At 61.1% G+C, this 20,017-nt stretch carries 22 protein-coding genes; 11 read left to right on the top strand and 11 right to left on the bottom strand.

Features of this window, described 5'->3' with window-relative positions:
* Window positions 1–112 precede the first annotated feature (112 nt).
* The 4 genes from bufA2 (at window position 113) to cfaB (ending at window position 3,325) form a co-directional block, all read left to right on the top strand.
* Entirely contained in the window at window positions 113–364 is a 252-nt protein-coding gene (bufA2, locus tag KVG91_RS13075) for a BufA2 family periplasmic bufferin-type metallophore (RefSeq protein WP_071490868.1), read from the top strand.
* Window positions 365–428: 64 nt separating this feature from the next.
* Entirely contained in the window at window positions 429–1,274 is an 846-nt protein-coding gene (gene bufB / locus KVG91_RS13070) for an MNIO family bufferin maturase (protein ID WP_169375295.1), read from the top strand.
* Complete coding sequence (locus KVG91_RS13065; protein WP_169375296.1) at window positions 1,265–2,053, top strand: HvfC/BufC N-terminal domain-containing protein; 789 nt, start codon at window positions 1,265–1,267, stop codon at window positions 2,051–2,053. Before bufB ends, KVG91_RS13065 begins: the two co-directional genes overlap by 10 nt.
* Window positions 2,054–2,140: 87 nt before the next feature.
* Window positions 2,141–3,325, top strand: coding sequence for a C17 cyclopropane fatty acid synthase CfaB (gene cfaB, locus KVG91_RS13060; RefSeq protein ID WP_169375297.1), 1,185 nt, complete (start codon window positions 2,141–2,143; stop codon window positions 3,323–3,325).
* Window positions 3,326–3,456: 131 nt separating this feature from the next.
* On the opposite strand, the gene cls is transcribed toward cfaB, so the two are convergent.
* Window positions 3,457–4,896 (bottom strand): cardiolipin synthase, encoded by a 1,440-nt coding sequence (gene cls, locus KVG91_RS13055; RefSeq protein WP_169375298.1) that lies wholly within the window; start codon window positions 4,894–4,896, stop codon window positions 3,457–3,459.
* Between the two features lie 131 nt (window positions 4,897–5,027).
* Here cls and KVG91_RS13050 point away from each other — a divergent pair, with 131 nt between their 5' ends.
* Window positions 5,028–5,549: a DUF3617 domain-containing protein gene (locus tag KVG91_RS13050; RefSeq protein WP_169375299.1), complete on the top strand. Its 522-nt coding sequence runs from the start codon at window positions 5,028–5,030 to the stop codon at window positions 5,547–5,549.
* Here KVG91_RS13050 and KVG91_RS13045 read toward each other — a convergent pair.
* From KVG91_RS13045 to folE2, 6 genes are read right to left on the bottom strand one after another with little or no spacing between them, the layout of a single operon-like run.
* Window positions 5,546–6,883: a dihydroorotase gene (locus KVG91_RS13045; protein WP_169375300.1), complete on the bottom strand. Its 1,338-nt coding sequence runs from the start codon at window positions 6,881–6,883 to the stop codon at window positions 5,546–5,548. The genes KVG91_RS13050 and KVG91_RS13045 overlap by 4 nt on opposite strands.
* Window positions 6,884–6,886: 3 nt before the next feature.
* Entirely contained in the window at window positions 6,887–7,447 is a 561-nt protein-coding gene (locus tag KVG91_RS13040; RefSeq protein WP_169375301.1) for a gamma carbonic anhydrase family protein, read from the bottom strand.
* Entirely contained in the window at window positions 7,444–8,322 is an 879-nt protein-coding gene (locus KVG91_RS13035) for a metal ABC transporter substrate-binding protein (protein ID WP_169375302.1), read from the bottom strand. Before KVG91_RS13035 ends, KVG91_RS13040 begins: the two co-directional genes overlap by 4 nt.
* An 11-nt stretch (window positions 8,323–8,333) precedes the next feature.
* The gene (locus tag KVG91_RS13030; protein ID WP_169375303.1) at window positions 8,334–9,200 is read right to left on the bottom strand and encodes a metal ABC transporter permease; all 867 of its coding nucleotides are present in this window, start codon (window positions 9,198–9,200) and stop codon (window positions 8,334–8,336) included.
* Window positions 9,200–9,868 carry a metal ABC transporter ATP-binding protein gene (locus tag KVG91_RS13025; protein WP_169375304.1) on the bottom strand — a complete coding sequence of 223 codons (669 nt, stop codon included), beginning with the start codon at window positions 9,866–9,868 and terminating at the stop codon, window positions 9,200–9,202. Before KVG91_RS13025 ends, KVG91_RS13030 begins: the two co-directional genes overlap by 1 nt.
* A complete protein-coding gene (gene folE2 / locus KVG91_RS13020) occupies window positions 9,865–10,755 on the bottom strand; it encodes a GTP cyclohydrolase FolE2 (RefSeq protein ID WP_169375305.1) in 891 nt (296 codons plus the stop codon). Before folE2 ends, KVG91_RS13025 begins: the two co-directional genes overlap by 4 nt.
* A gap of 127 nt (window positions 10,756–10,882) precedes the next feature.
* On the opposite strand from folE2, the gene KVG91_RS13015 reads away from it, so the two are divergent.
* Window positions 10,883–12,085 carry an N-acetylmuramoyl-L-alanine amidase gene (locus tag KVG91_RS13015; RefSeq protein ID WP_169375306.1) on the top strand — a complete coding sequence of 401 codons (1,203 nt, stop codon included), beginning with the start codon at window positions 10,883–10,885 and terminating at the stop codon, window positions 12,083–12,085.
* Here the strand turns inward: KVG91_RS13015 and KVG91_RS13010 are convergent.
* Window positions 12,082–12,453: a glutamine synthetase gene (locus KVG91_RS13010; RefSeq protein ID WP_169375307.1), complete on the bottom strand. Its 372-nt coding sequence runs from the start codon at window positions 12,451–12,453 to the stop codon at window positions 12,082–12,084. The two genes, KVG91_RS13015 and KVG91_RS13010, sit on opposite strands and share 4 nt — an antisense overlap.
* 139 nt (window positions 12,454–12,592) lie before the next feature.
* Here KVG91_RS13010 and zigA point away from each other — a divergent pair, with 139 nt between their 5' ends.
* Genes zigA through KVG91_RS12995 form a run of 3 tightly spaced genes read left to right on the top strand, consistent with a single transcriptional unit; the run spans window position 12,593 to window position 15,448 of the window.
* Entirely contained in the window at window positions 12,593–13,798 is a 1,206-nt protein-coding gene (zigA, locus tag KVG91_RS13005) for a zinc metallochaperone GTPase ZigA (protein WP_169375308.1), read from the top strand.
* A complete protein-coding gene (locus tag KVG91_RS13000) occupies window positions 13,798–14,442 on the top strand; it encodes a DUF1826 domain-containing protein (protein WP_169375309.1) in 645 nt (214 codons plus the stop codon). The genes zigA and KVG91_RS13000 overlap by 1 nt, the downstream gene beginning before the upstream one ends.
* Before the next feature lie 43 nt (window positions 14,443–14,485).
* A complete protein-coding gene (locus KVG91_RS12995) occupies window positions 14,486–15,448 on the top strand; it encodes a CobW family GTP-binding protein (protein WP_169375310.1) in 963 nt (320 codons plus the stop codon).
* Here KVG91_RS12995 and KVG91_RS12990 read toward each other — a convergent pair.
* Complete coding sequence (locus tag KVG91_RS12990) at window positions 15,442–15,837, bottom strand: DUF3301 domain-containing protein (RefSeq protein WP_169375311.1); 396 nt, start codon at window positions 15,835–15,837, stop codon at window positions 15,442–15,444. The two genes, KVG91_RS12995 and KVG91_RS12990, sit on opposite strands and share 7 nt — an antisense overlap.
* 118 nt (window positions 15,838–15,955) lie before the next feature.
* Between KVG91_RS12990 and pdxY the strand changes: the two genes are divergently transcribed.
* Window positions 15,956–16,828, top strand: a complete 873-nt coding sequence (gene pdxY, locus KVG91_RS12985; protein WP_169375312.1) for a pyridoxal kinase PdxY — start codon at window positions 15,956–15,958, stop codon at window positions 16,826–16,828.
* Window positions 16,829–16,981: 153 nt separating this feature from the next.
* Here pdxY and KVG91_RS12980 read toward each other — a convergent pair whose 3' ends face one another.
* Window positions 16,982–17,458: an acyl-CoA thioesterase gene (locus KVG91_RS12980; RefSeq protein WP_010207626.1), complete on the bottom strand. Its 477-nt coding sequence runs from the start codon at window positions 17,456–17,458 to the stop codon at window positions 16,982–16,984.
* A 293-nt stretch (window positions 17,459–17,751) separates the two neighbouring features.
* Between KVG91_RS12980 and KVG91_RS12975 the strand changes: the two genes are divergently transcribed.
* Complete coding sequence (locus tag KVG91_RS12975) at window positions 17,752–19,515, top strand: cation:proton antiporter (RefSeq protein WP_169375313.1); 1,764 nt, start codon at window positions 17,752–17,754, stop codon at window positions 19,513–19,515.
* A 68-nt stretch (window positions 19,516–19,583) separates the two neighbouring features.
* On the opposite strand, the gene KVG91_RS12970 is transcribed toward KVG91_RS12975, so the two are convergent.
* Complete coding sequence (locus KVG91_RS12970; RefSeq protein ID WP_017739032.1) at window positions 19,584–19,991, bottom strand: SMI1/KNR4 family protein; 408 nt, start codon at window positions 19,989–19,991, stop codon at window positions 19,584–19,586.
* Window positions 19,992–20,017 lie beyond the last annotated feature (26 nt).

Genomic DNA, 20,017 nt, shown 5'->3' with positions numbered 1-20,017 from the left:
CAGATTTTTTGGAGAGGGCTGTAACGCCCGTGGGGCACCTCACTCTAGTGGTGTGTCGAGACTGAGCAATCCGTTCAGGCCGACCTACCTACTTATCGATGAGGACTACACAATGAATATCAAGAACGCCGTTTCCGGTGCTGCCTTGGCTATCGCTGCCGCCACGATGTTTGCCGGTGTCGCCACCCAGGCACAGGCCGCCGACGCTACCGTTCATTGCTACGGTGTGACTTCCTGCAAAGGCATGAACGACTGCAAGACCGCTGAAAACGCCTGCAAGGGCCAGGCTGTCTGCAAGGGCCACGGTTTCAAGGCCATGACCAAGGCGGCCTGCGACGCTGCCGGCGGCAAAGTCGGCGAGTAATCGCAAACCCGGGTGCACCGCAGCGGGTCTCAAAGCCGCTGCGGACACTTTTCAGGAGTCCTTGATGGCCACGTCTCTTCCCTTCCTGGGTTACGGCCTGGGTTTACGCAACGAATACTACGAACAGATTCTTGAGCAATTACCGCCCGTGGATTGGTTCGAGGTGATCTCCGAGAATTATCTGGTGCAGGGCGGCAAGGCCTTGTACTACCTGGATGCGATCGCCGAGCGCTACCCCCTTGTGATGCACGGTGTGTCCCTGTCCATCGGCGGCCCCCACGCCCTCGATACCGATTACCTGAAGCAGATCAAGCAGCTCGCCGAGCGTATCCAGCCCGCGTGGATCTCCGATCACCTGTGCTGGAGCCGCGGCAGTGCCCATCAGTTGCATGACCTGCTGCCGCTGCCTTACACCGAAGAAAGCCTCTACCACGTGGCCGCCCGCGTGCGACACGTGCAGGACGTGTTGCAACGCCCGCTGGTGCTGGAAAACGTCTCCAGTTATGTGCGCGCCAAGGCGGACGAATTCACCGAGTGGGAATTCCTCAATGCCTTGGCTCACCTGTCGGGATGCGAGCTGTTGCTGGACGTCAATAACGTGTATGTCAGCTCGCGTAACCATGGCTTCGACGCGTGGACCTTTATCCGCAACCTGCCGCCCGGCAGCATCCGCCAGCTGCATCTGGCAGGGCATATGGATTATGGCGACTACGTGGTCGATACCCATGATCATCCTGTCTGTGATCCGGTGTGGGCGCTCTATCAACAGACGCTTGAGCATCTTGGGCCGGTGTCGACGCTGCTGGAGCTCGACGATCATTTCCCGCCTTTCGAGGCGTTGCTCACCGAGTTGAACAAGGCCCGCCAATTGGGCGCGACGGCCCTGGCCAGGAGACAGTCATGCGCCTGACCGATTGGCAGTTGGCCTTTGAACAACACCTGCTGGCCGAAACGCCGACCGCCAGCGGTGGCTTCGCCGCCACCCTGCTGGGCGGCCCGACGCTGGACGTGGGCACAGGCCTGGCGATCTACCACAATGCTTATCTCTCGCGGCTGCAGGAAGTTTTGCGGCATGACTTCAGCGCGGTTCTTTACTGGCTGGGCGATGATGAATTCGCTGCGCTGACCGAGGCCTACGTGCGCCGTTACCCATCGGCCCATTACAGCCTGCGCTGGCTGGGCGAGCGTTTTCCCGCGTTTATCCTGGAGCACCTGGTGGCGGCGCAAAGTGCGCCGCTGGCGGAACTGGCGCGGTTGGAGTGGGCGTTTACCCTGGCGTTTGATGCGCAGCAGGGAGAACCACTCACGCTCGACGACATGGTGTTGTTGTCTCCCCAAGCTTGGCCGATGTTGCAGGTGAGGCTGGCGCCGTCGGTACAGCGGGTGCCCTGCCATTTCAACAGCGTTGCGATCTGGCGTGCCAGCAAGGACGAGTTCGAATTCCCTGGGAGCCAGGCCTTGGACTCGGCGCAGACTTGCCTGGTATGGCGCCATCAGCGTGTGTGCCATTACCGCAGCCTGGAGCCCGCCGAAGCCAGCGCTCTGGTGGGGATGGCGACCACCGGCTGGAACTTCGCCGAACTGTGCGCCGAGTTGGCAGTCACTTACGCAGAGGGTGCGCCATTGCAGGCGGTCACGTGGCTGAAACAGTGGATCCACGAAGGCCTGCTCGAGCGCCGCGCTGCATAGAAAGACGCTATCAATCGATAGCCTCCTACTTTGTCTGCGGATGGTCTACCCTCATTTCAGACGTCTGAAACAAGGGGGGGACTACTCATGCTCGCGCAACTTCCACCGGCCTTACAGAATCTTCAGCTACCGCTGCGTCTTCGACTCTGGGACGGCCATGAATTCAACTTGGGCCCCGAGCCCAGTGTGACCATCGTGGTGAAGGACCCCACGGTCGTGACCAGGCTGACCCATCCAACGCTCGACTCACTGGGCGAAGCCTTCGTCGAGGGCAAGCTGGAGCTGGAAGGCTCTATCTCCGAAGTCATCCGCGTATGTGATGAATTGAGCCACGCCTTGGTCGAAGACGACGAGGGTAGCCGCCCGGTACGCTCGCTCCACGACAAGGCCACCGACGCAGCGGCCATTTCCTATCACTACGACCTGTCCAACGAGTTCTATCAGCTGTGGCTGGACCAGGACATGGCGTACTCCTGCGGTTATTTCGAAACCGGCAGCGAATCCATCGACCAGGCGCAACAAGACAAATTCCGCCACCTGTGCCGCAAGTTGCGGTTGCAGCCGGGCGAGTATTTGCTCGACGTCGGCTGTGGCTGGGGCGGGTTGGCGCGTTTTGCCGCGCGGGAATTCGGGGTGAAGGTGTTCGGCATCACCCTGAGCAAGGAACAGTTGGCACTGGCCCGGGAACGGGTGAAAGCCGAAGGCCTGGAAGACCAGGTGGACCTGCAGTTGCTCGACTACCGCGACCTGCCGCAAGACGGCCGATTCGACAAAGTGGTCAGCGTGGGCATGTTCGAGCACGTCGGCCACGCCAACCTGGCGCAGTACTGCCGGACGCTGTTCGGCGCGGTACGCGAAGGCGGCCTGGTGATGAACCATGGCATTACCGCCAAGCACACCGATGGCCGCCCTGTAGGCCGCGGCGCCGGTGAGTTCATCGAGCGTTATGTGTTCCCCAACGGCGAACTGCCGCACCTGGCGATGATGACGGCCGAAATCAGCGAAGTCGGGCTGGAAGTGGTCGACGTTGAAAGCCTGCGCCTGCACTACGCGCGCACCCTGGACCATTGGAGCGAGCGCCTGGAAGACAACCTGGAAGCGGCAGCGAAAATGGTGCCTGAACAAGCGTTGCGTATCTGGCGGCTGTACCTGGCCGGGTGCGCCTATGCGTTTGCGCGTGGCTGGATCAACCTGCACCAGATTCTGGCGGTGAAACCCCATGCCGATGGCAGCCATGAACTGCCGTGGACGCGGGAGGATATCTATCGCTGATCTCATAACGCAGGAGACATAAATGTGGGAGCTGGCTTGCCTGCGATGGCGGTGTGTCAGAACCGGATGAGTTGACTGATACACCGCCATCGCAGGCAAGCCAGCTCCCACAGTCAGTTACCCATTGTCTATCACAGAATCGGTGAAATAAGCCGCGCCACCCGCATGCCCAGTTGTTGAAGGCGGCGGGTTTCGCGGCTTTCTTTATGGCTGACTTCATGGGCGTGCGCGAAGTCGTCCAGCAGCATCTGCTCCACTTCTTTGGCGAAGGCGGCGTCGACCGTCAACAACATCACTTCGAAATTCAGGCGGAACGAACGGTTGTCCATGTTCGCACTGCCGATGGCGCTGATTTCGCTGTCTACCAGCACCACTTTCTGATGCAAAAAGCCCGGCGTATAGCGGAACACCCGCACGCCAGCCCGCACCGCTTCGATGGCGTAAAGGCTGGAGGCGGCATAGACGATGCGGTGATCCGGGCGTGACGGCAGCAGCAGGCGCACGTCGACACCGCGCAAGACTGCCAGGCGCAGGGCGGCGAATACGGCTTCGTCGGGGATGAAATACGGGCTGGTGATCCATACGCGTTCGGTCGCCGCATGGATGGCTTCGACGAAAAACAGCGAGCACGTTTCATACGGGTCGGCAGGGCCGCTGGCGAGCAACTGGCAGAGCACGCCGTCCTCGGGGTAAGCGTCCGGCAGGATCAGCGGCGGCAACTCGCGCGCGGCCCAGAACCAGTCTTCGGCAAACGACTCCTGCAAGCACGCCACCACAGGGCCTGCGACCCGCACGTGGGTATCGCGCCATGGCGCCAGTGGCGGCTTTTTGCCCAGGTATTCATCGCCGACATTATGCCCGCCGACAAACCCGGTGATGCCGTCCACCACCACGATCTTGCGGTGGTTGCGGAAGTTGACCTGGAAGCGATTGAGCCAGCCACTGCGGGTGGCAAATGCCTTGATATGCACGCCGGCTTCACGCAACGACTGCACGTAGCGATGGGGCAGGGCGTGGCTGCCAATGCGGTCGTACAGCACGTAGATGGCGACGCCTTGGGCGGCTTTTTCCTTCAACAGGGCGTGCAGTTGCCGGCCGAGTTCATCGTCATGAATGATAAAAAACTGGAAGAGTACGGCGGTTCTGGCGCTGCGAATGGCGTCGAAGATTGCGCTGAAGGTCGCTTCGCCATTGATCAACAGGCGCACTTCATTGTTCGCCAGGCACGGCATGCGTCCCAGTTTGGGCATGGCGCGCAGGGAGGCGTAGGCGTTGGAGTTTCGCGCGGCGAGCGCTTCCTCGACCCACGGGCGCCAGTTCAATGCGGTGATCGCTTTGTGCATCTCCTGGTTGGCCTGGCGACGCGCCTGGATATAAGCGTCGAACGTGCTGCGGCCGAAAATCAGGTAGGGGATCAGCGTGAGGTAAGGCATGAACATCAGTGACAAGGCCCACGCGATCGAGCCTTGGGCGGTCCTGACGGTCAGCACCGCATGAATCGCGGCGAGGGTCCCCAGAAAGTGCAGCGTGGCGATGAAGTAGGCGAGCAGGTGCGGGCCAAAGAAATCCATGGACGACGGTACTCCAGGCAATCCAGTGCTTAACAGACCATGTCTGGTGAGGAATGTCGCTATTTTATTTGCCGTGCAACACTGGCACCTTTGCAGCGTCTAACGCCAACAATTACCCCAGGAGTTACCCGATGAATGCTCGCTTGCTGTCTTTAGCCATGGTTATTGGGTTGTCGCTGCCGGTGGCGGCGCAGGCGCAGATGCTGGCGCCGGGTTTGTGGGAATTGACCAGCAGCAATATGAAAGTCGATAACCAAGACCTGCCGGACCTGTCGCTGATCCTCGGTCAGCTCAAGCAACAGATGACCCCCGAACAGCGCGCCATGCTCGAAAAGCAAGGCATCACCATGGCCGGTAAAGGCGTGCAGGTGTGCCTCACCCCGGCGCAGGTCGCTTCGGATTCGATCCCCTTGACTGACCCGCAATCGGGCTGCAAGCAGGAAGTGACCGACAAGACCGGCAATCAGTGGAAATTCCGCTTCAGTTGCCCCAAAGCCCAGGGCACCGGCGTCGCTACGTTCCAGAGCCAAAAAGAATTCACCACCACCGTCAACGGCACCTTCAATGCCACCGGCATCCAGCAGAAGGGCAGCCTGGACACCCATGCCCAATGGCTGGGCAACAACTGCGGTACGGTCAAGCCGCGCGCTTAACGCAAGAAATGCAGCGCCAAGCCCTGGCAACTGTCGACCACCTGGCCGTTGTGCCAAGCCAGGTGGCCGGAGACCAGCGTGGTGCTGACGCTGTGGCGAAAGCTGCGCTCAGCGAAAGGCGTCCAGCCGCAGCGGGCGAGGATCGGTTGGCTGCTGACCGGTTTGCCTGCGGGCTCTGCTTTGATCAACACCAGGTCGGCCCAATAACCTTCGCGTAGATAACCCCGATCCGGGATGGCGAACAGGTCGGCCACCCGGTGACTGGTTTTCGCCACCAGGGTGGTCAATGGCAGCAGCCCGTCGGCGACTAGTTCCAGCAACGCTGGCAGGGCGTGTTGCACCAGGGGCAAACCCGAGGGCGCTTCACGATAACCCTTCTGTTTTTGCGCCCAGGTATGCGGCGCATGGTCCGTGCCAATCACATCCAGACGATTACCCAGCAAGGCCAGGCGCAGTGCGTCGCGGTCGGCGCGGGTCTTGATCGCCGGGTTGCATTTGATCTGATGGCCGAGGCGGTGATAGTCGCGGTCATCAAACAGCAAGTGGTGCACGCAGACTTCCGCGGTGATGCGTTTTTGCGCCAACGGCTTGTCCTCGAACAGGCTCAATTCGCGCGCGCTGGTCAGGTGCAGCACGTGCAGGCGTGTGCCATGGCGCTTGGCCAATTCCACCGCAAGGGACGACGAGCGATAGCACGCTTCGGCATCGCGGATCAGTGGGTGCGCAACGGCGGGAATCTGCTCACCGAAGCGCTCGCGCAGGCGCAGTTCGTTGGCCTGGATGCTCGGCGTGTGTTCGCAGTGGGCCAACAGAATGGTGGGGACCTGGGCGAACAGGCGTTCCAGGATGCGTGGATCGTCCACCAGCATGTTGCCGGTCGAGGCGCCCATGAACACTTTGACCCCGGCCACCTCCCGCGGGTCGAGCGCGGCGACGGTGTCGAGGTTGTCGTTGCTCACGCCGAAGTGAAAGCCATAGTTGGCCACCGAGTGCAGGGCGGCGCGGCGTTTTTTGCCGGCCAGGGCTTCCAGGGTCAGGGTGGCCGGTTGGGTGTTGGGCATGTCCATGAAACTGGTGATGCCACCGGCCACCGCCGCGCGCGATTCGCTGTAGAAGCTGCCTTTGTCCGGCGCGCCAGGGTCGCGAAAGTGCACTTGGTCGTCGATCATGCCCGGCAGCAGCCATTGGCCCTGGGCGTCGATAGCGACGGGCGCAGTGCAGCCTTCGATGCTGCCGGCGATCTTCTCGATGCGACCGTTGGCGATCAGTACATCGGCGTCGAATTCCTGGCCTTCATTCACCAGGCGGGCGTTGCGGATCAGCAGGCGGCTCATGGTTCAGAACTCGTTTTGCAGGGCTTTGTAGCCGCGGACCAGATCGACGTTGGTGCGTGCCACGTCTTCAGAAAACTCCGAGGCGCTGACGCTCACGGGTGGGAATTGCGACAGGTCGGTGTTGGGCCCGATGCGGGTGGTGGAGGGCACATAGAACGCGGTGGGTAAATCGCGCCCGTCGACCACCGAGTTATGGCGCACTACGCAGCCGTCGCCCACCACGCAGTTGAACAGCACGCTGTTGAAGCCGATAAACACGCGGTCGCCGACGCTGCACGGCCCATGGACAATGGAACGGTGGGCGATGGAGGTGAACTCTCCGATCGTCACCGCTGCGCCGGATTTGGAGTGAATGACCACGCCGTCCTGGATGTTGGAGTTGGCACCGATGGTAATCGGGTCCATGGCGCCGCTGGCATCGACTTCGTCGGCGCGGATCACCGCGTACGGGCCGACGAAAACATTCTCGCCGATGATCACCTTGCCGCAGATGATTGCGGTCTTGTCGACGTAGGCCGATTCGGCAATGACCGGCAGATCGCCGGAGGGGTTCTTGCGGATCATGGCTTGGCCAACGCGGCGCACAAGGTATTGATGTTGTATTCGAACAACCCGATAAAAGTGCTGGCCGGGCCTTCTGCGGCGAGGGCGTCCGAGTAGAGCGTGCCGCCGATCTGCGCGCCGCTTTCGTCAGCGATCTGCTTGAGCAGGCGCGAGTCCTTGATGTTTTCCATGAACACGGCTTTGACTTTGTCTTTGCGGATCTGCGTGATCAGCTCGGCCACTTCGGCGGCGGACGGCTCACGTTCGGTGGACAGGCCTTGGGGCGCCAGAAACTCGATGCCATAGGCCTGGCCCAGGTAACCAAAGGCGTCATGGGAGGTGACGATGCGGCGATTGCCGGGTGGCAATGCAGCGAACTTGGCCTTGGCTTCGGCGAGCAGGCGGTAGATCTGTTTCAGGTAGGTCTGGCTGTTGCGCTGGTAGTCGGCGGTATTGGCCGGGTCGGCCGCGATCAACGCCTTGGTGATGTTGTTCACGTAGATTTGCGCGTTGGCCAGGTTGTGCCAGGCGTGCGGGTCGGCAATGGTCTCGCCGTCTTCATCCATGGTGTGGGAGATCACGCCTTTGCTGGCGGTGATCACGGTGGCTTTGGTTTCGGTGCTGGCCACCAGGCGATCCAGCCAGGGCTCGAAACCCAGGCCATTCTTGATGATCACGTTGGCCTTGAGCAGCGCTTTGGCGTCGTCCGGCGTTGGCTCGTAGGTATGGGCGTCGGCATCGGGGCCGACCATGTTGCTGATCTGGATGTGATCGCCGCCGATCTGATGAGTGATGTCATCGAGAATACTGAAGCTGGTGACCACCTGGAGCTTGTCTGCGGCCTGAGCCGTCGATAACGACAGGACGAGACTGAACAGCACGAATAGAGCGCGCATCGGGAAACACCTCATTGGGATGTAAGCAAGGGCGGGCGGCGCAGCAAGCCATGCACCGGACCGAAGACCACGGACAGCAGATACCCGGCGCCAGCTACCAGCACGATGGCCGGGCCGCTGGGCAACGAGTAATAGAACGACAGCAACAAACCCAGCCATACCGACAGGCATCCCAGCACCGCCGATACCGCGATCAACACCGGCAGGCGCCGGCTCCAGAAACGTGAAGCGATGGCCGGCAGCATCATCAGCCCCACCACCATCAAGGCGCCGATCGCTTGGAAGCCGATCACCAGGTTCAGCACCACCAGCGTCAGGAACAGCCCATGGGCCAAGGGGCCGAGTCGGCTGACGGTTCGCAGGAACAGGGGGTCGAGTGTGTCCAGTAGCAGCGGTTTGTAGATCGCGGCCATGACGATCAGGCTGAACCCGCATACCCAGAGCATGCCGGTGAGGGTGGTTTCGTCCACGGCCAGGGCGGAGCCGAACAACAGATGCAGCAGGTCCAGGCGTTTGCCGGCGATGCCGAGGATCAGCACGCCAGCGGCGAGGGAGATGGGGTAAATGGCCGCCAGGCTGGCGTCTTCGCGCAGTCCGGTGCGACGGGTGATCCAGGCCGACAGGCCGGCCATGCTCAGCCCCGCGCCCAGGCCGCCAATGGTCAGCGCGGGCAAACTCAGGCCGGCGAACCAGAACCCCAGGGCGGCGCCGGGCAGGATGCCGTGGGCCACGGCGTCACCGATCAGGCTCATGCGCCGCAGGATCAGAAACACTCCCAGCGGCGCGGTACTGCAGGCGAGTACCAGGCCGCCGATCAACGCGCGGCGCATGAAGACGAAGTCGAGGAAGGGCATCCACAGCTGGGCGGCGACGTGCATCAGGCTACCTGCATTTGAGGTTGCGGGCGGATCAGCGCTTTGCTCGGGCCGAATACGCAGCCGGTGCTTTTGATCTGCACCACCTGCTGCGTGTGGTGGCGCACGGACGCGAGGTCATGGCAGACAACGACTACTGTGCGGCCTTGCGCGTGCCAGGCGTGAATGTGTTGCCAGCACAGCGCCTGGCCTTCTTCGTCGAGGGCGGCGTGAGGCTCGTCGAGCAGCAGCACCGGTGTTTCGGCCAGACTCATACGGGCGAGCAGGGCGCGTTGCAATTGGCCACCGGACAACGCCATCAATGGGCGCTGTTCCAGACCGACGAGGCACCAGTCTGCCAGGACCGCATCAAGTCGCTGGGCGCGTTGCTGCGGGCTGAGTTGAGTGCCCCAAAAACCGGCGGCAACCAACGCTTGCAGGCTGATGGGGAACTGGCGGTCCAAGTGTTGCTGCTGCGGCAGGAACGACAGTCCGCCGCGCCGTGGAACATCGACGCTGACGTTGCCGGCCAGGGGCTTTTGCAGGCCGGCGATGACCTTGAGCAGGCTACTTTTGCCCGTGCCGTTGGCGCCGATAACGCCGGTGAGGCTGCCTTTTTCCAGCTTGAGATCAATCGGCGGTGTCAGCGGTTGGCCGGGGGCGCCCCAGCGCAAAGCGGTGCAGGTGATCATGCAGGGTCTCTCGTCCAGCGGCTTTCAGCCACGGCATCGTGCGCGTGCAGGCTTTCGGCGTGGATCACTTTCAGGTGGAAGGCTTTGATGGCATCCGAGCGTTTCAAGGCGAGGTGGAGGCGGCGGGCGGCGTCTTCGCAGAACATCAGGTTCTGACCGTTGGCCAGAGCGAAGGCTTGTTCGTCCGCGCGTTTGACGGCGGTTTGGACGGCGGTGCCAAGGGCGGCTTCGACGTTATCGATCAATTCTGTAAGCGGCAGTTGCTCGCCCTGAAGTTGAACATGCAGCCGCGCGCTGCTGCGCTGGCTGTGGGGCGTGGCGACGATGCCGCCAGCGCTGCCGAGCCAAGTCAACACCTCTTCATGCTGCAACGGCGTGTTGGCGAAATCATCGATAAATTGCTGCTGAATCAATTGCCTGGCAAGGGCAGCGGAGCAGGGGCAGGTTGAAGAGTAGGTAACGTCAATTTTTAGTTCCACGTGGAACATCTGGTTTTCCAGCCGCGCCTCGACACTCACCGGGTAGCTTTTCCAGCCGGCCAGCGGGCTGACCAGCGCCGCACGTTTGAGCAGCAGGTCGGTGTGAATCCGCAGGTACGCGTTATTAGATAAACCTTCATGACTGTCGAGAAAACGCTGCAGTACATTACGCAGAAGTGCAGGCGTAAGCGGCTGTTGGTCGAGCATCTCCAGCGCCAGGTACAGGCGTGACATATGAATGCCACGGGCGGTGCCATCGTCCAGGCTCACGCCGGCATCGGCGGTGGCAGCCAGGCGCTGGCCGTCAATCAGGATCGGCAGGGCGATGCCGCACATGCCAACCCAATCCAGTGGCAAGGCTTGGCGTGAAGCCTGCGCGGCGATATCCGGCAGAGTCAGCGCATTCATAGGCAGGTCCATCGTTGGTAATAATTGGACATGTTATAGTATAACAATACGATCGACGATGAATATTCTGTCCAGCCTTTTTTCAGTCATGTCGAGTAGGGAAGCTCCTTCACTTGCGGTATTTGTCATGCACAGACGTCAGCTTCTTAACCTGCTCTTGGCCAGCCCTCTGTTCACCTTGCCTTTCGCGGCGTCAGCCACGCAGATTCGCAACGCTCGCCTGTGGCGCTCGGACGATAAGCTGCGACTGGTGTTCGACCTCAGCGGGCCGGTGCAATACAAGACCTTTACCCTGAGCGCGCCGGAGCGCCTGATCATCGACTTGAGTGGTGCCGGGCTCAGTGGTGATTTCTCGCAGTTGGCGTTGACGAACAGCGGCATCACTTCGATCCGTTCGGGGCATTTTGGCAAAGGCGATACACGCATTGTGCTGGACCTGGCCGCGCCGATGCAGCTCAACAGCTTTCTACTGCCGCCTCAGGATGGCCAAGGCCATCGCCTGGTGCTGGACCTGACCAGCGCCACCCAGGCGCCTCGTCAAATCGCGGCCCAACCGGCGCCCTTGGTGGATAAAGCGCGCCCCAAGCGCGACATTATTGTGGTGGTCGACCCCGGCCACGGCGGCAAGGACCCCGGAGCCGTTGGCTCCAAGGGCCAGCGCGAGAAAGACGTGGTGTTGTCCATCGCCCAACTGTTGGCCAAACGCTTGAAGCGCGAGAAGGGCTTTGACGTGAAGTTGGTGCGCAACGATGACTTCTTCGTCCCCCTGCGCAAGCGGGTAGAAATTGCCCACAAACACAATGCCGATATGTTCATCTCGGTGCATGCGGATGCCGCACCGCGCATCACCGCTTCTGGCGCTTCGGTGTATGCCTTGTCCGAAGGCGGCGCGACGTCCGCCACCGCGCGGTTTATGGCGCAACGGGAAAACGGCGCGGATTTGCTGGGTGCCACCAGTCTGCTCAATTTGAAGGACAAGGACCCGATGCTGGCCGGCGTCATTCTGGACATGTCGATGAACGCCACCATCGCCTCCAGCCTGCAACTGGGCAGCTCGATCCTCGGCAGCCTCGAAGGTATTACCAGCCTGCATCAGAAGCGCGTGGAACAGGCCGGGTTTGCGGTGCTCAAGTCACCTGATGTGCCATCAATCCTGGTGGAAACCGGGTTTATCTCCAATGCACGAGACAGCGCACGCCTGGTGACCGCGCGTCATCAACAGGCGGTTGCCGACGGCCTGTTCGAAGGCCTGAAAAAGTATTTCCAGAAGAACCCACCGATGAACAGCTACCTGGCGTGGGTGCAGGAACAGAAGAACGCCCAGGTCTAACAGCCGGTCACGCGGCTGCAGGTGAACTTGGCGCTGGCGCCACCCGAACTGGAAAAACGGTTGAGGGTGGTCCAGCCCACGCGCCGTGTGTAGCCGACCCACGCCTCACCATCCGACGCCAGCCCGGTGAAGAACGTCAGCTGCCCGTAGCGGCTGTTGGTTTGGGCCCAATAGCGGTTGCCGATCAATTCGTACCCGCGCAAATACGTGGTGTTGCCCACCGTCGCCACGCTGTAGGCATTACCCAACGGATCAACGCAGGCCAGCAGGTTAGCGCTGCGTGTGCACTTTGCCAGCAGGCTGGGTGCCTGGGCGCAGGCAGTGCCTGCGGTTGCCAATAGGAGTAGGGCGCACACCAGGTATTTCATGGGGTTACTCGACGCCGGGAGGGTTCGCAAGCATTGCGCCCTTTGTCGTGACGAACAAGAGGGTTGGCTAATTTGTGTCGTTATACTATAACATAAACACACAGCCTGGCCCGACCGGCGACCTGATGAGAATGACCTGATGCCCAACCGTCTCCCCGTTACTGTGTTATCCGGCTTTCTCGGCGCCGGTAAAAGCACGTTGCTCAACTACATCCTGCGCAACCGCGAAAACCTTCGAGTCGCGGTGATCGTCAACGACATGAGCGAAATCAACATCGACGGCAGCGAAGTCCAGCGCGATGTCACTCTCAACCGTGCCGAAGAAAAGCTGGTGGAGATGAGCAACGGCTGCATCTGCTGCACCTTGCGCGAGGACTTGCTGGAAGAAGTCGCAAAGCTCGCCAAGGAAGGCCGCTTCGATTACCTGCTGATCGAGTCCACCGGCATTTCCGAACCCTTGCCGGTGGCTGAAACGTTCACCTTTCGTGATGAAAACGAACAAAGCCTGGCCGATATCGCACGCCTGGACACCATGGTCACCGTGGTCGACGGCATGAACTTTTTGCTCGACTACCAGGCTGCAGAAAGCCTGGCCTCACGCGGCGAAACCCTCGGCGAAGAAGACGAGCGCTCTATCACCGACCTGTTGATCGAGCAGATCGAATTCGCGGATGTGATCCTCATCAGCAAGATTGACCTGATCAGCAGCCGCGAACGCGAAGAGCTGACCGCGATCCTTGAGCGGCTGAATGCCCAGGCGGAAATTATCCCGATGGTCATGGGCGAAGTGCCGCTGGACAAGATCCTCAACACCGGGCGTTTCGACTTCGAACGCGCCGCTCAGGCCCCGGGCTGGTTGCAGGAATTGCGCGGTGAGCATGTGCCGGAAACCGAGGAATACGGCATTGCTTCCACCGCTTACCGCGCTCGCCGTCCCTTTCACCCCCAGCGTTTTTTCGATTTCATTGACCGGCCTTGGGTCAACGGCAAACTGCTGCGCTCCAAGGGCTTTTTCTGGCTGGCCAGCAAGCACCAGGACGCCGGCAGTTGGTCCCAGGCCGGAGGCTTGATGCGCCATGGGTTTGCCGGGCGCTGGTGGCGCTTTGTACCGAAAAGCCAGTGGCCCCAGGACGAGGAAAGCGTCGCGGCGATCATGGGCAATTGGCAACTGAGCACCGGCGACTGCCGCCAGGAACTGGTGTTTATCGGGCAGAATATCGACTTTGCGCAAATGCGCGCCGAGCTGGATGCCTGCTTGCTCAACGATGAAGAAATGGCTCAGGGCGTCGAAGGCTGGCGGCTGCTGGCCGATCCCTTTGGCCCTTGGTTTGAAGAGGCAGCCTGATGTTGGCCCCGGTGATTGCCCTGCGCCCCGTGATTCGCCAGACGCGTGGGGAAACCCCGCTGGCGCTGTCCGACATCCTTGAAGACGGCGTCAACCTGGCGGTGTGGCAGCGCCAATTACCACTGCATATCGCTGAGTTTGGCGCCTTGCTGGTGGCGCTCAATGAGCCGTTGGCCGATTCCATGGTCATAGAACTCAATAGTGAGGACGCCGTACCCAACTTGCAGGGGTTGGCGTGCAATTGCCGCGATCTTGAAGGCTATGATGGTTTTGTCGCTGATGTGTCGTGGCTGGTCAGCGCGTTCGCCTGTCTGTTGGGTGCCAAGCGTATCGGCGTGCGCCTGCGGTTGCTGGATAAGGCCATGTGCCCGCGTTTTCACGTTGACCATGTGCCGGTGCGGCTGATCACCACCTATGCCGGAATCGGCAGCCAATGGTTGCGTGAAGGCGTCATGGACCGTCGCACGCTCGGTCAGCCGGACGCCGAGCCCACCGACCGTATCGAGCAGATCCAGTGCGGCGAAGTCGCCCTGCTCAAAGGCACCAAATGGCACGGTAACGAAGGCCACGGTTTGATTCACCGTTCGCCAGCCCTCAAGGCTGATGAGCGCCGCTTGATCCTGACACTGGATTGGCTCGCATAACCGCGTAGGATCAAAGGCTCTACACGGCCTGAATGACGCCCCCATGCTGCAGAACATTCCCACCCACGTGATCGCCGGCCCCTTGGGCGCCGGCAAGACCAGCCTCATCAAGCACCTGCTCGCCCAACGTCCTGCGCACGAGCGCTGGGCCGTGCTGATCAACGAGTTCGGACAGATCGGCCTGGACGCCGCCTTGCTCACCCAAGATGACGACGGCATTGCCTTGGGCGAAGTCGCTGGAGGCTGCTTGTGCTGTGTGAATGGCGCACCGTTCCAGGTGGGACTTGGACGGTTGTTGCGTAAGGCCAAGCCCGACCGGCTGTTTATCGAACCGTCGGGCCTGGGTCATCCGGCGCAGTTGCTCAGGCAATTGCGAGAAGCGCCGTGGCAGACAGTGCTGGCCGTGCAACCTTGCGTGATGGTGCTGGATGCGCAAGCCCTGGCAGCAGGCAAACCTTTACCGCAAGCCCAACAGCAAGCGCTGGCAAGTGCAGGTCTGTTGGTATTGAACAAGGATGAAGCGCTGGACGCCGCACAGCGCCAGGCCGTCGAACGGCAATTACCCGATTGTCCGCTTTACTGGACGCGCCAGGCGCAGTTGCCGCTTGAGCAATTGCCTGGCCTGAACGCTCAGGCTCGCACCGCTGTGGATAACTTCGCCGTGCCCGAAGGACTCGCGCCAATGCCGGCGATCTGGAGCAATTCGTCTCTGCCTATTTGCCTGAGCCAGGCTCAGGAAGGCGGCTGGAGTATCGGCTGGCGCTGGCACCCGAGCCAGCAATTCGACGCACGGCGTCTGCATCAGTGGCTCGCAAGCCTTGACTGGCGCCGCGCCAAGCTGGTTATCCACAACCCCGAAGGCTGGATCAGCGCCAACGCTGTGGATAACGACGTGCCCATCTGGCAGCCCAGCGAATGGCGCCGCGATTCACGTATCGAATTGATCTTCAGCAACCCACAGGACGTGGACGCCTTGCAGACCGCACTGGCCGCCTGCCGTTACTGACGGTTCTTGGTGCCGTGGTCCTGGCGCCACTGGCTCAGCTCGATCACTTCGGCGCTGGGCAGCGGCGTCTTGATCTCGAAAGGGTAGGGCGCCAGTTCGATTTGCGCACTGTGGGCGCCGAACTGGGTGATGGTCCCCGGATGGCGGGCTTCGCCGGTCACGGTGAACTCGAAGTTGTAGATGCGCGCCAGCCGCCGCCGACCATTGGCGTCCTTCACAAAGCCGATGCGCTTGAGCGCCACTGCGCCGTCCAGCAGTTCGATGTCGAGCTTGGCGCAGTGCTGCTTGACCCGCTCCAGCGCCCGCTCGCGCAGGCCGTGGTTGTGCCACACCCAGGCGGCGCCGGTCGCCAGCAGCATCAACACGAACATGTTTCCCAGGGTCAGCATGCGAAAAGACTCCAACAAAGTGAGAGCAGCTTAACTGTGTCGCCGGTCTGTCGTACAGGCTGCGTTTAGTCGCATACTGCGCGGCCAGAATTTCAACGGCTTTACGGAAATCTCCCGCATGAAACGCACACCTCATCTGCTTGCGATCCAATCTCATGTGGTTTTTGGCCACGCCGGAAACAGCGCCGCCGTGTTCCCCATGCAGCGGGTCGGGGTGAACGTCTGGCCGTTGAACACGGTGCAGTTCTCCAACCACACTCAGTATGGCCAATGGGCAGGCGAAGTGTTGGCGCCGCAGCAGATTCCGGCGCTGGTGGAAGGCATTGCGGCAATCGGCGAGCTGGGCAACTGCGACGCCGTGCTGTCCGGCTACCTGGGCAGTGCGGCCCAGGGCCGGGCGATCCTGACCGGCGTAGCGCGCATCAAGGCGATCAACCCCAAGGCCCTGTACGTGTGCGACCCGGTGATGGGCCATCCGGAAAAAGGCTGCATCGTGCCCCAGGAAGTCAGCGATTTCCTGCTGGATGAAGCCGTGGCCATGGCCGATTTCCTGTGCCCTAACCAATTGGAACTGGACAGTTTTGCCGGGCGCAAGCCGCAATCGCTATTCGACTGCCTGGCCATGGCCAAGGCTTTGCTGGCGCGCGGCCCAAAGGCCGTACTGGTTAAACATCTGGACTACCCCGGCAAGCTGCCGGACGGTTTCGAGATGCTGCTGGTGACAGCCGAAGGCAGCTGGCACCTGCGCCGGCCGCTGTTGGCGTTCCCGCGTCAGCCGGTGGGCGTGGGCGATTTGACGTCGGGCCTGTTCCTGGCACGCGTGCTGTTGGGCGATAGCCTGCTGGCCGCCTTTGAGTTCGCCGCCGCAGCGGTGCATGAAGTACTGCTGGAAACCCAGGCCTGCGCCAGTTACGAGCTGGAGCTGGTGCGCGCCCAGGACCGCATCGCCCATCCTCGCGTACGGTTCGAGGCCACGCCGATCGGTCTGTAACGACACAGACCAAAAATGTGGGAGCAGCTTGTGTGGGAGCTGGCTTGCCTGCGATAGCATCACTACGGTGTAACTGACATACCGAGGTGCTTGCATCGCAGGCAAGCCAGCTCCCACAGTTGATCGGGTTTACACACAGGGATTGTCAGCGTTTTAGCCCTTGATTTCCTGGTAGCGCTTCTCCAGCTCCTGGCGGATCTGCCGGCGCTGCTGGGCCTGCACGAAGCGGCGCTTGTCTTCGCTGTTGTGCGGTTGCAGCGGCGGAACGGGCGCCGGTTTGCGCTGGTCGTCCACCGCCACCATGGTGAAAAAGCAGCTGTTGGTATGGCGCACCGAGCGCTCGCGGATGTTCTCGGTCACCACCTTGATGCCCACCTCCATCGAGGTGTTGCCGGTGTAGTTGACCGATGCGAGGAACGTCACCAGTTCGCCGACATGGATCGGCTCGCGGAAAATCACCTGGTCCACCGACAACGTGACGACATAGCGGCCGGCATAACGGCTCGCGCAGGCGTAGGCCACTTCGTCGAGGTACTTGAGCAGCGTGCCGCCATGGACATTGCCGGAGAAGTTGGCCATATCTGGGGTCATCAATACCGTCATCGACAGCTGGGCGTTTCCGGGTTCCATAGCACACTCACGGGTTCTAGGCATTGGTTGGGGGAGGCACCTCTGTGGGTGCTGGAATCTTTGCAGCGCCATCCCTAACGGGACGCCGCTGGGCAGCTTGCCGTCACGCTTCTACCGATCTGTTTCCATATATTGCACCGGCTTTCTGTCGGAAGTCGCGGTGTTAACCTTCAAAAGCCCATCTCAGGGCATTTCTTACGATCAAGGCAGACTTTTCCTTCCGAACTTAGCGAAATTTCAGCAGCGCGAGCGGAAGTGGGAAAAGCGCCGGTACCCTCAAGGAGCCCCTCGCCATGCACGCCATCAGCTTTATCCAGGACTTGGCCGTGATCATGCTGGTGGCTGGGGTGGTCACCGTGCTGTTCCACCGGCTGAAGCAGCCGGTCGTGCTGGGCTACATCGTCGCCGGCTTTATCATCGGCCCGCACACCCCGCCGTTCGGTCTGATCCACGACGAAGACACCATCAAGACCCTCGCTGAGCTGGGGGTGATTTTCCTGATGTTCTGCCTGGGCCTGGAGTTCAGCCTGCGCAAGTTATTCAAGGTAGGCGCCACTGCGTTTATCGCGGCCTTCCTGGAAATCATCCTGATGATCTGGATCGGTTATGAGATCGGCCAGTGGTTTGACTGGAACACCATGGACTCGCTGTTCCTCGGCGCGATCCTGGCGATTTCCTCCACCACGATCATCGTCAAGGCGCTCAATGACCTGAAGATGAAAGACCAGCGCTTCGCCCAGCTGATTTTTGGCGTGCTGATCGTGGAGGACATCCTCGGTATCGGCATTATCGCCTTGCTGTCGAGCATTGCGGTCAGCGGCACGGTCAGTTCCGGCGAGGTGTTTTCCACGGTCGGCAAGCTTTCGCTGTTCATGATCGTCGCGTTGGTCATCGGCATTTTGCTGGTGCCGCGTCTACTGGCCTACGTGGCCAAGTTTGAAAGTAACGAAATGCTGCTGATCACCGTGCTGGGCCTGTGTTTCGGGTTCTGTCTGCTGGTGGTCAAGCTGGAATACAGCATGGTGCTGGGCGCGTTCCTGATCGGTGCGATCATGGCCGAATCCAAGCAGTTGATTAAGATCGAACGCTTGATCGAGCCGGTGCGCGACATGTTCAGCGCCATTTTCTTTGTGGCGATTGGCTTGATGATCGACCCCCAGATCCTGCTGCAATACGCCTGGCCGATTGCAGTGATCACCGTGGCCGTGGTGCTGGGCAAAATGCTGTCCTGCGGCCTGGGCGCTTTTATCGCCGGCAACGATGGCCGTACCTCACTGCGCGTGGGCATGGGGCTGTCACAGATTGGTGAGTTTTCCTTCATCATCGCGGCGCTGGGGATGACGTTGCAGGTGACCAGTGATTTCCTCTATCCCGTCGCTGTGGCGGTCTCGGCGATTACCACACTGCTCACGCCGTACCTGATTCGTGGCGCGGACCCGCTGTCATTGAAGATCGCCGCGGTAATGCCCAAGCGCATGAGCCGGGTGTTCGGCCTGTATGGCGAGTGGCTGCGCAGCATTCAGCCCCAGGGCGAAGGCGCGATGCTGGCGTCGATGATCCGCAAAATCATCCTGCAAGTGGGGGTGAACCTGGCGCTGGTAGTGGCGATCTTCTTTGCCGGTAGTTATTTCGCAGCACGCATTGGTGGATATCTGGAAAGCTGGATCAGCGACCCCAGCTGGCAGAAGGCGTTGATCTGGGGTGGGGCGTTGTTGGTTTCGCTGCCGTTTTTGATCGCGGCGTATCGCAAGCTCAAGGCGCTGTCGATGCTGCTGGCGGAGATGAGCGTTAAACCGGAAATGGCCGGGCGGCATACCCAGCGTGTGCGTCGGGTGATTTCCGAACTGATCCCGATTCTTTCGCTGCTGTTGATCTTTGTGCTATTGGCAGCCTTGTCGGCCAGCATTCTGCCGACCAACAAGTTGCTGGTGCTGGTCGCGGTGGTCGCGGCGGCGGTGGCGGCCGTGCTCTGGCGGTGGTTCATCCGCGTGCATACGCGGATGCAGGTCGCCTTGCTGGAGACACTGGATAACCACAAGGATACGCCGGAGCACTGACGGGCAGTGGGGGGCTGCGTTGCAGCCCAGCCCAGCGCGAGCAAGCTCGCTCACTACAACCTGCGCGATCAGCTTTCGAGCCAGACGTCCCGCGCCCAGTGCCACACCGATTCCCAGGTTTCTTCGGTAACGAGTTCTTCTTCGCCGGACCACAGCACCACGGTGCCGTCTTCTTCGACGCAGTAGTAGTCGTCGCCGTCCTGGCAGATCGGGATCATGCTGCGATCAACACCGGCATCCCAAGCGTTGGCGGCCACGTCGGGCAGGTAGGTGTGGGATTGCGGGTCGGTGACGGTCACCGGCTCCAGGCTGCCGTACACCACGTCGCTGACGGTCAGCAGGAATTCACGAAAGACAAACGGGATGTCGATGAACAGTTGTTCCTCGATTTCCACCAGTTGGTCTTCGTCAGGCAGTTCCAGCGGAACCGGGACCGGTTCGTTGGCTTCACGCAATTGTTCGATGATTTCTTCCACGGCCGGGATCCTCTTGCTAGATGGCG

The sequence above is a fragment of the Pseudomonas azadiae genome, assembly GCF_019145355.1.
In the GTDB taxonomy this organism is placed as follows: domain Bacteria; phylum Pseudomonadota; class Gammaproteobacteria; order Pseudomonadales; family Pseudomonadaceae; genus Aquipseudomonas; species Aquipseudomonas azadiae.
This window is presented reverse-complemented; position numbering and strand designations above follow the sequence as displayed.

What these genes read in the sequence shown, in the direction of transcription:
- zigA (WP_169375308.1), top strand. Translation starts at nt 12,593, where the DNA reads ATGCCCAACCGTCTCCCCGTTACTGTGTTATCCGGCTTTCTCGGCGCC.
- KVG91_RS13035 (WP_169375302.1), bottom strand. Translation starts at nt 8,322, where the DNA reads ATGCGCGCTCTATTCGTGCTGTTCAGTCTCGTCCTGTCGTTATCGACG.
- bufB (WP_169375295.1), top strand. Translation starts at nt 429, where the DNA reads ATGGCCACGTCTCTTCCCTTCCTGGGTTACGGCCTGGGTTTACGCAAC.
- folE2 (WP_169375305.1), bottom strand. Translation starts at nt 10,755, where the DNA reads ATGAATGCGCTGACTCTGCCGGATATCGCCGCGCAGGCTTCACGCCAA.
- cls (WP_169375298.1), bottom strand. Translation starts at nt 4,896, where the DNA reads ATGGATTTCTTTGGCCCGCACCTGCTCGCCTACTTCATCGCCACGCTG.
- KVG91_RS13040 (WP_169375301.1), bottom strand. Translation starts at nt 7,447, where the DNA reads ATGATCCGCAAGAACCCCTCCGGCGATCTGCCGGTCATTGCCGAATCG.
- KVG91_RS12995 (WP_169375310.1), top strand. Translation starts at nt 14,486, where the DNA reads ATGCTGCAGAACATTCCCACCCACGTGATCGCCGGCCCCTTGGGCGCC.
- KVG91_RS13025 (WP_169375304.1), bottom strand. Translation starts at nt 9,868, where the DNA reads ATGATCACCTGCACCGCTTTGCGCTGGGGCGCCCCCGGCCAACCGCTG.
- bufA2 (WP_071490868.1), top strand. Translation starts at nt 113, where the DNA reads ATGAATATCAAGAACGCCGTTTCCGGTGCTGCCTTGGCTATCGCTGCC.
- KVG91_RS13000 (WP_169375309.1), top strand. Translation starts at nt 13,798, where the DNA reads ATGTTGGCCCCGGTGATTGCCCTGCGCCCCGTGATTCGCCAGACGCGT.
- KVG91_RS12980 (WP_010207626.1), bottom strand. Translation starts at nt 17,458, where the DNA reads ATGGAACCCGGAAACGCCCAGCTGTCGATGACGGTATTGATGACCCCA.
- KVG91_RS12975 (WP_169375313.1), top strand. Translation starts at nt 17,752, where the DNA reads ATGCACGCCATCAGCTTTATCCAGGACTTGGCCGTGATCATGCTGGTG.
- KVG91_RS12990 (WP_169375311.1), bottom strand. Translation starts at nt 15,837, where the DNA reads ATGCTGACCCTGGGAAACATGTTCGTGTTGATGCTGCTGGCGACCGGC.
- pdxY (WP_169375312.1), top strand. Translation starts at nt 15,956, where the DNA reads ATGAAACGCACACCTCATCTGCTTGCGATCCAATCTCATGTGGTTTTT.
- KVG91_RS13015 (WP_169375306.1), top strand. Translation starts at nt 10,883, where the DNA reads ATGCACAGACGTCAGCTTCTTAACCTGCTCTTGGCCAGCCCTCTGTTC.
- KVG91_RS13010 (WP_169375307.1), bottom strand. Translation starts at nt 12,453, where the DNA reads ATGAAATACCTGGTGTGCGCCCTACTCCTATTGGCAACCGCAGGCACT.
- KVG91_RS13030 (WP_169375303.1), bottom strand. Translation starts at nt 9,200, where the DNA reads ATGCACGTCGCCGCCCAGCTGTGGATGCCCTTCCTCGACTTCGTCTTC.
- KVG91_RS13050 (WP_169375299.1), top strand. Translation starts at nt 5,028, where the DNA reads ATGAATGCTCGCTTGCTGTCTTTAGCCATGGTTATTGGGTTGTCGCTG.
- KVG91_RS13045 (WP_169375300.1), bottom strand. Translation starts at nt 6,883, where the DNA reads ATGAGCCGCCTGCTGATCCGCAACGCCCGCCTGGTGAATGAAGGCCAG.
- cfaB (WP_169375297.1), top strand. Translation starts at nt 2,141, where the DNA reads ATGCTCGCGCAACTTCCACCGGCCTTACAGAATCTTCAGCTACCGCTG.
- KVG91_RS13065 (WP_169375296.1), top strand. Translation starts at nt 1,265, where the DNA reads ATGCGCCTGACCGATTGGCAGTTGGCCTTTGAACAACACCTGCTGGCC.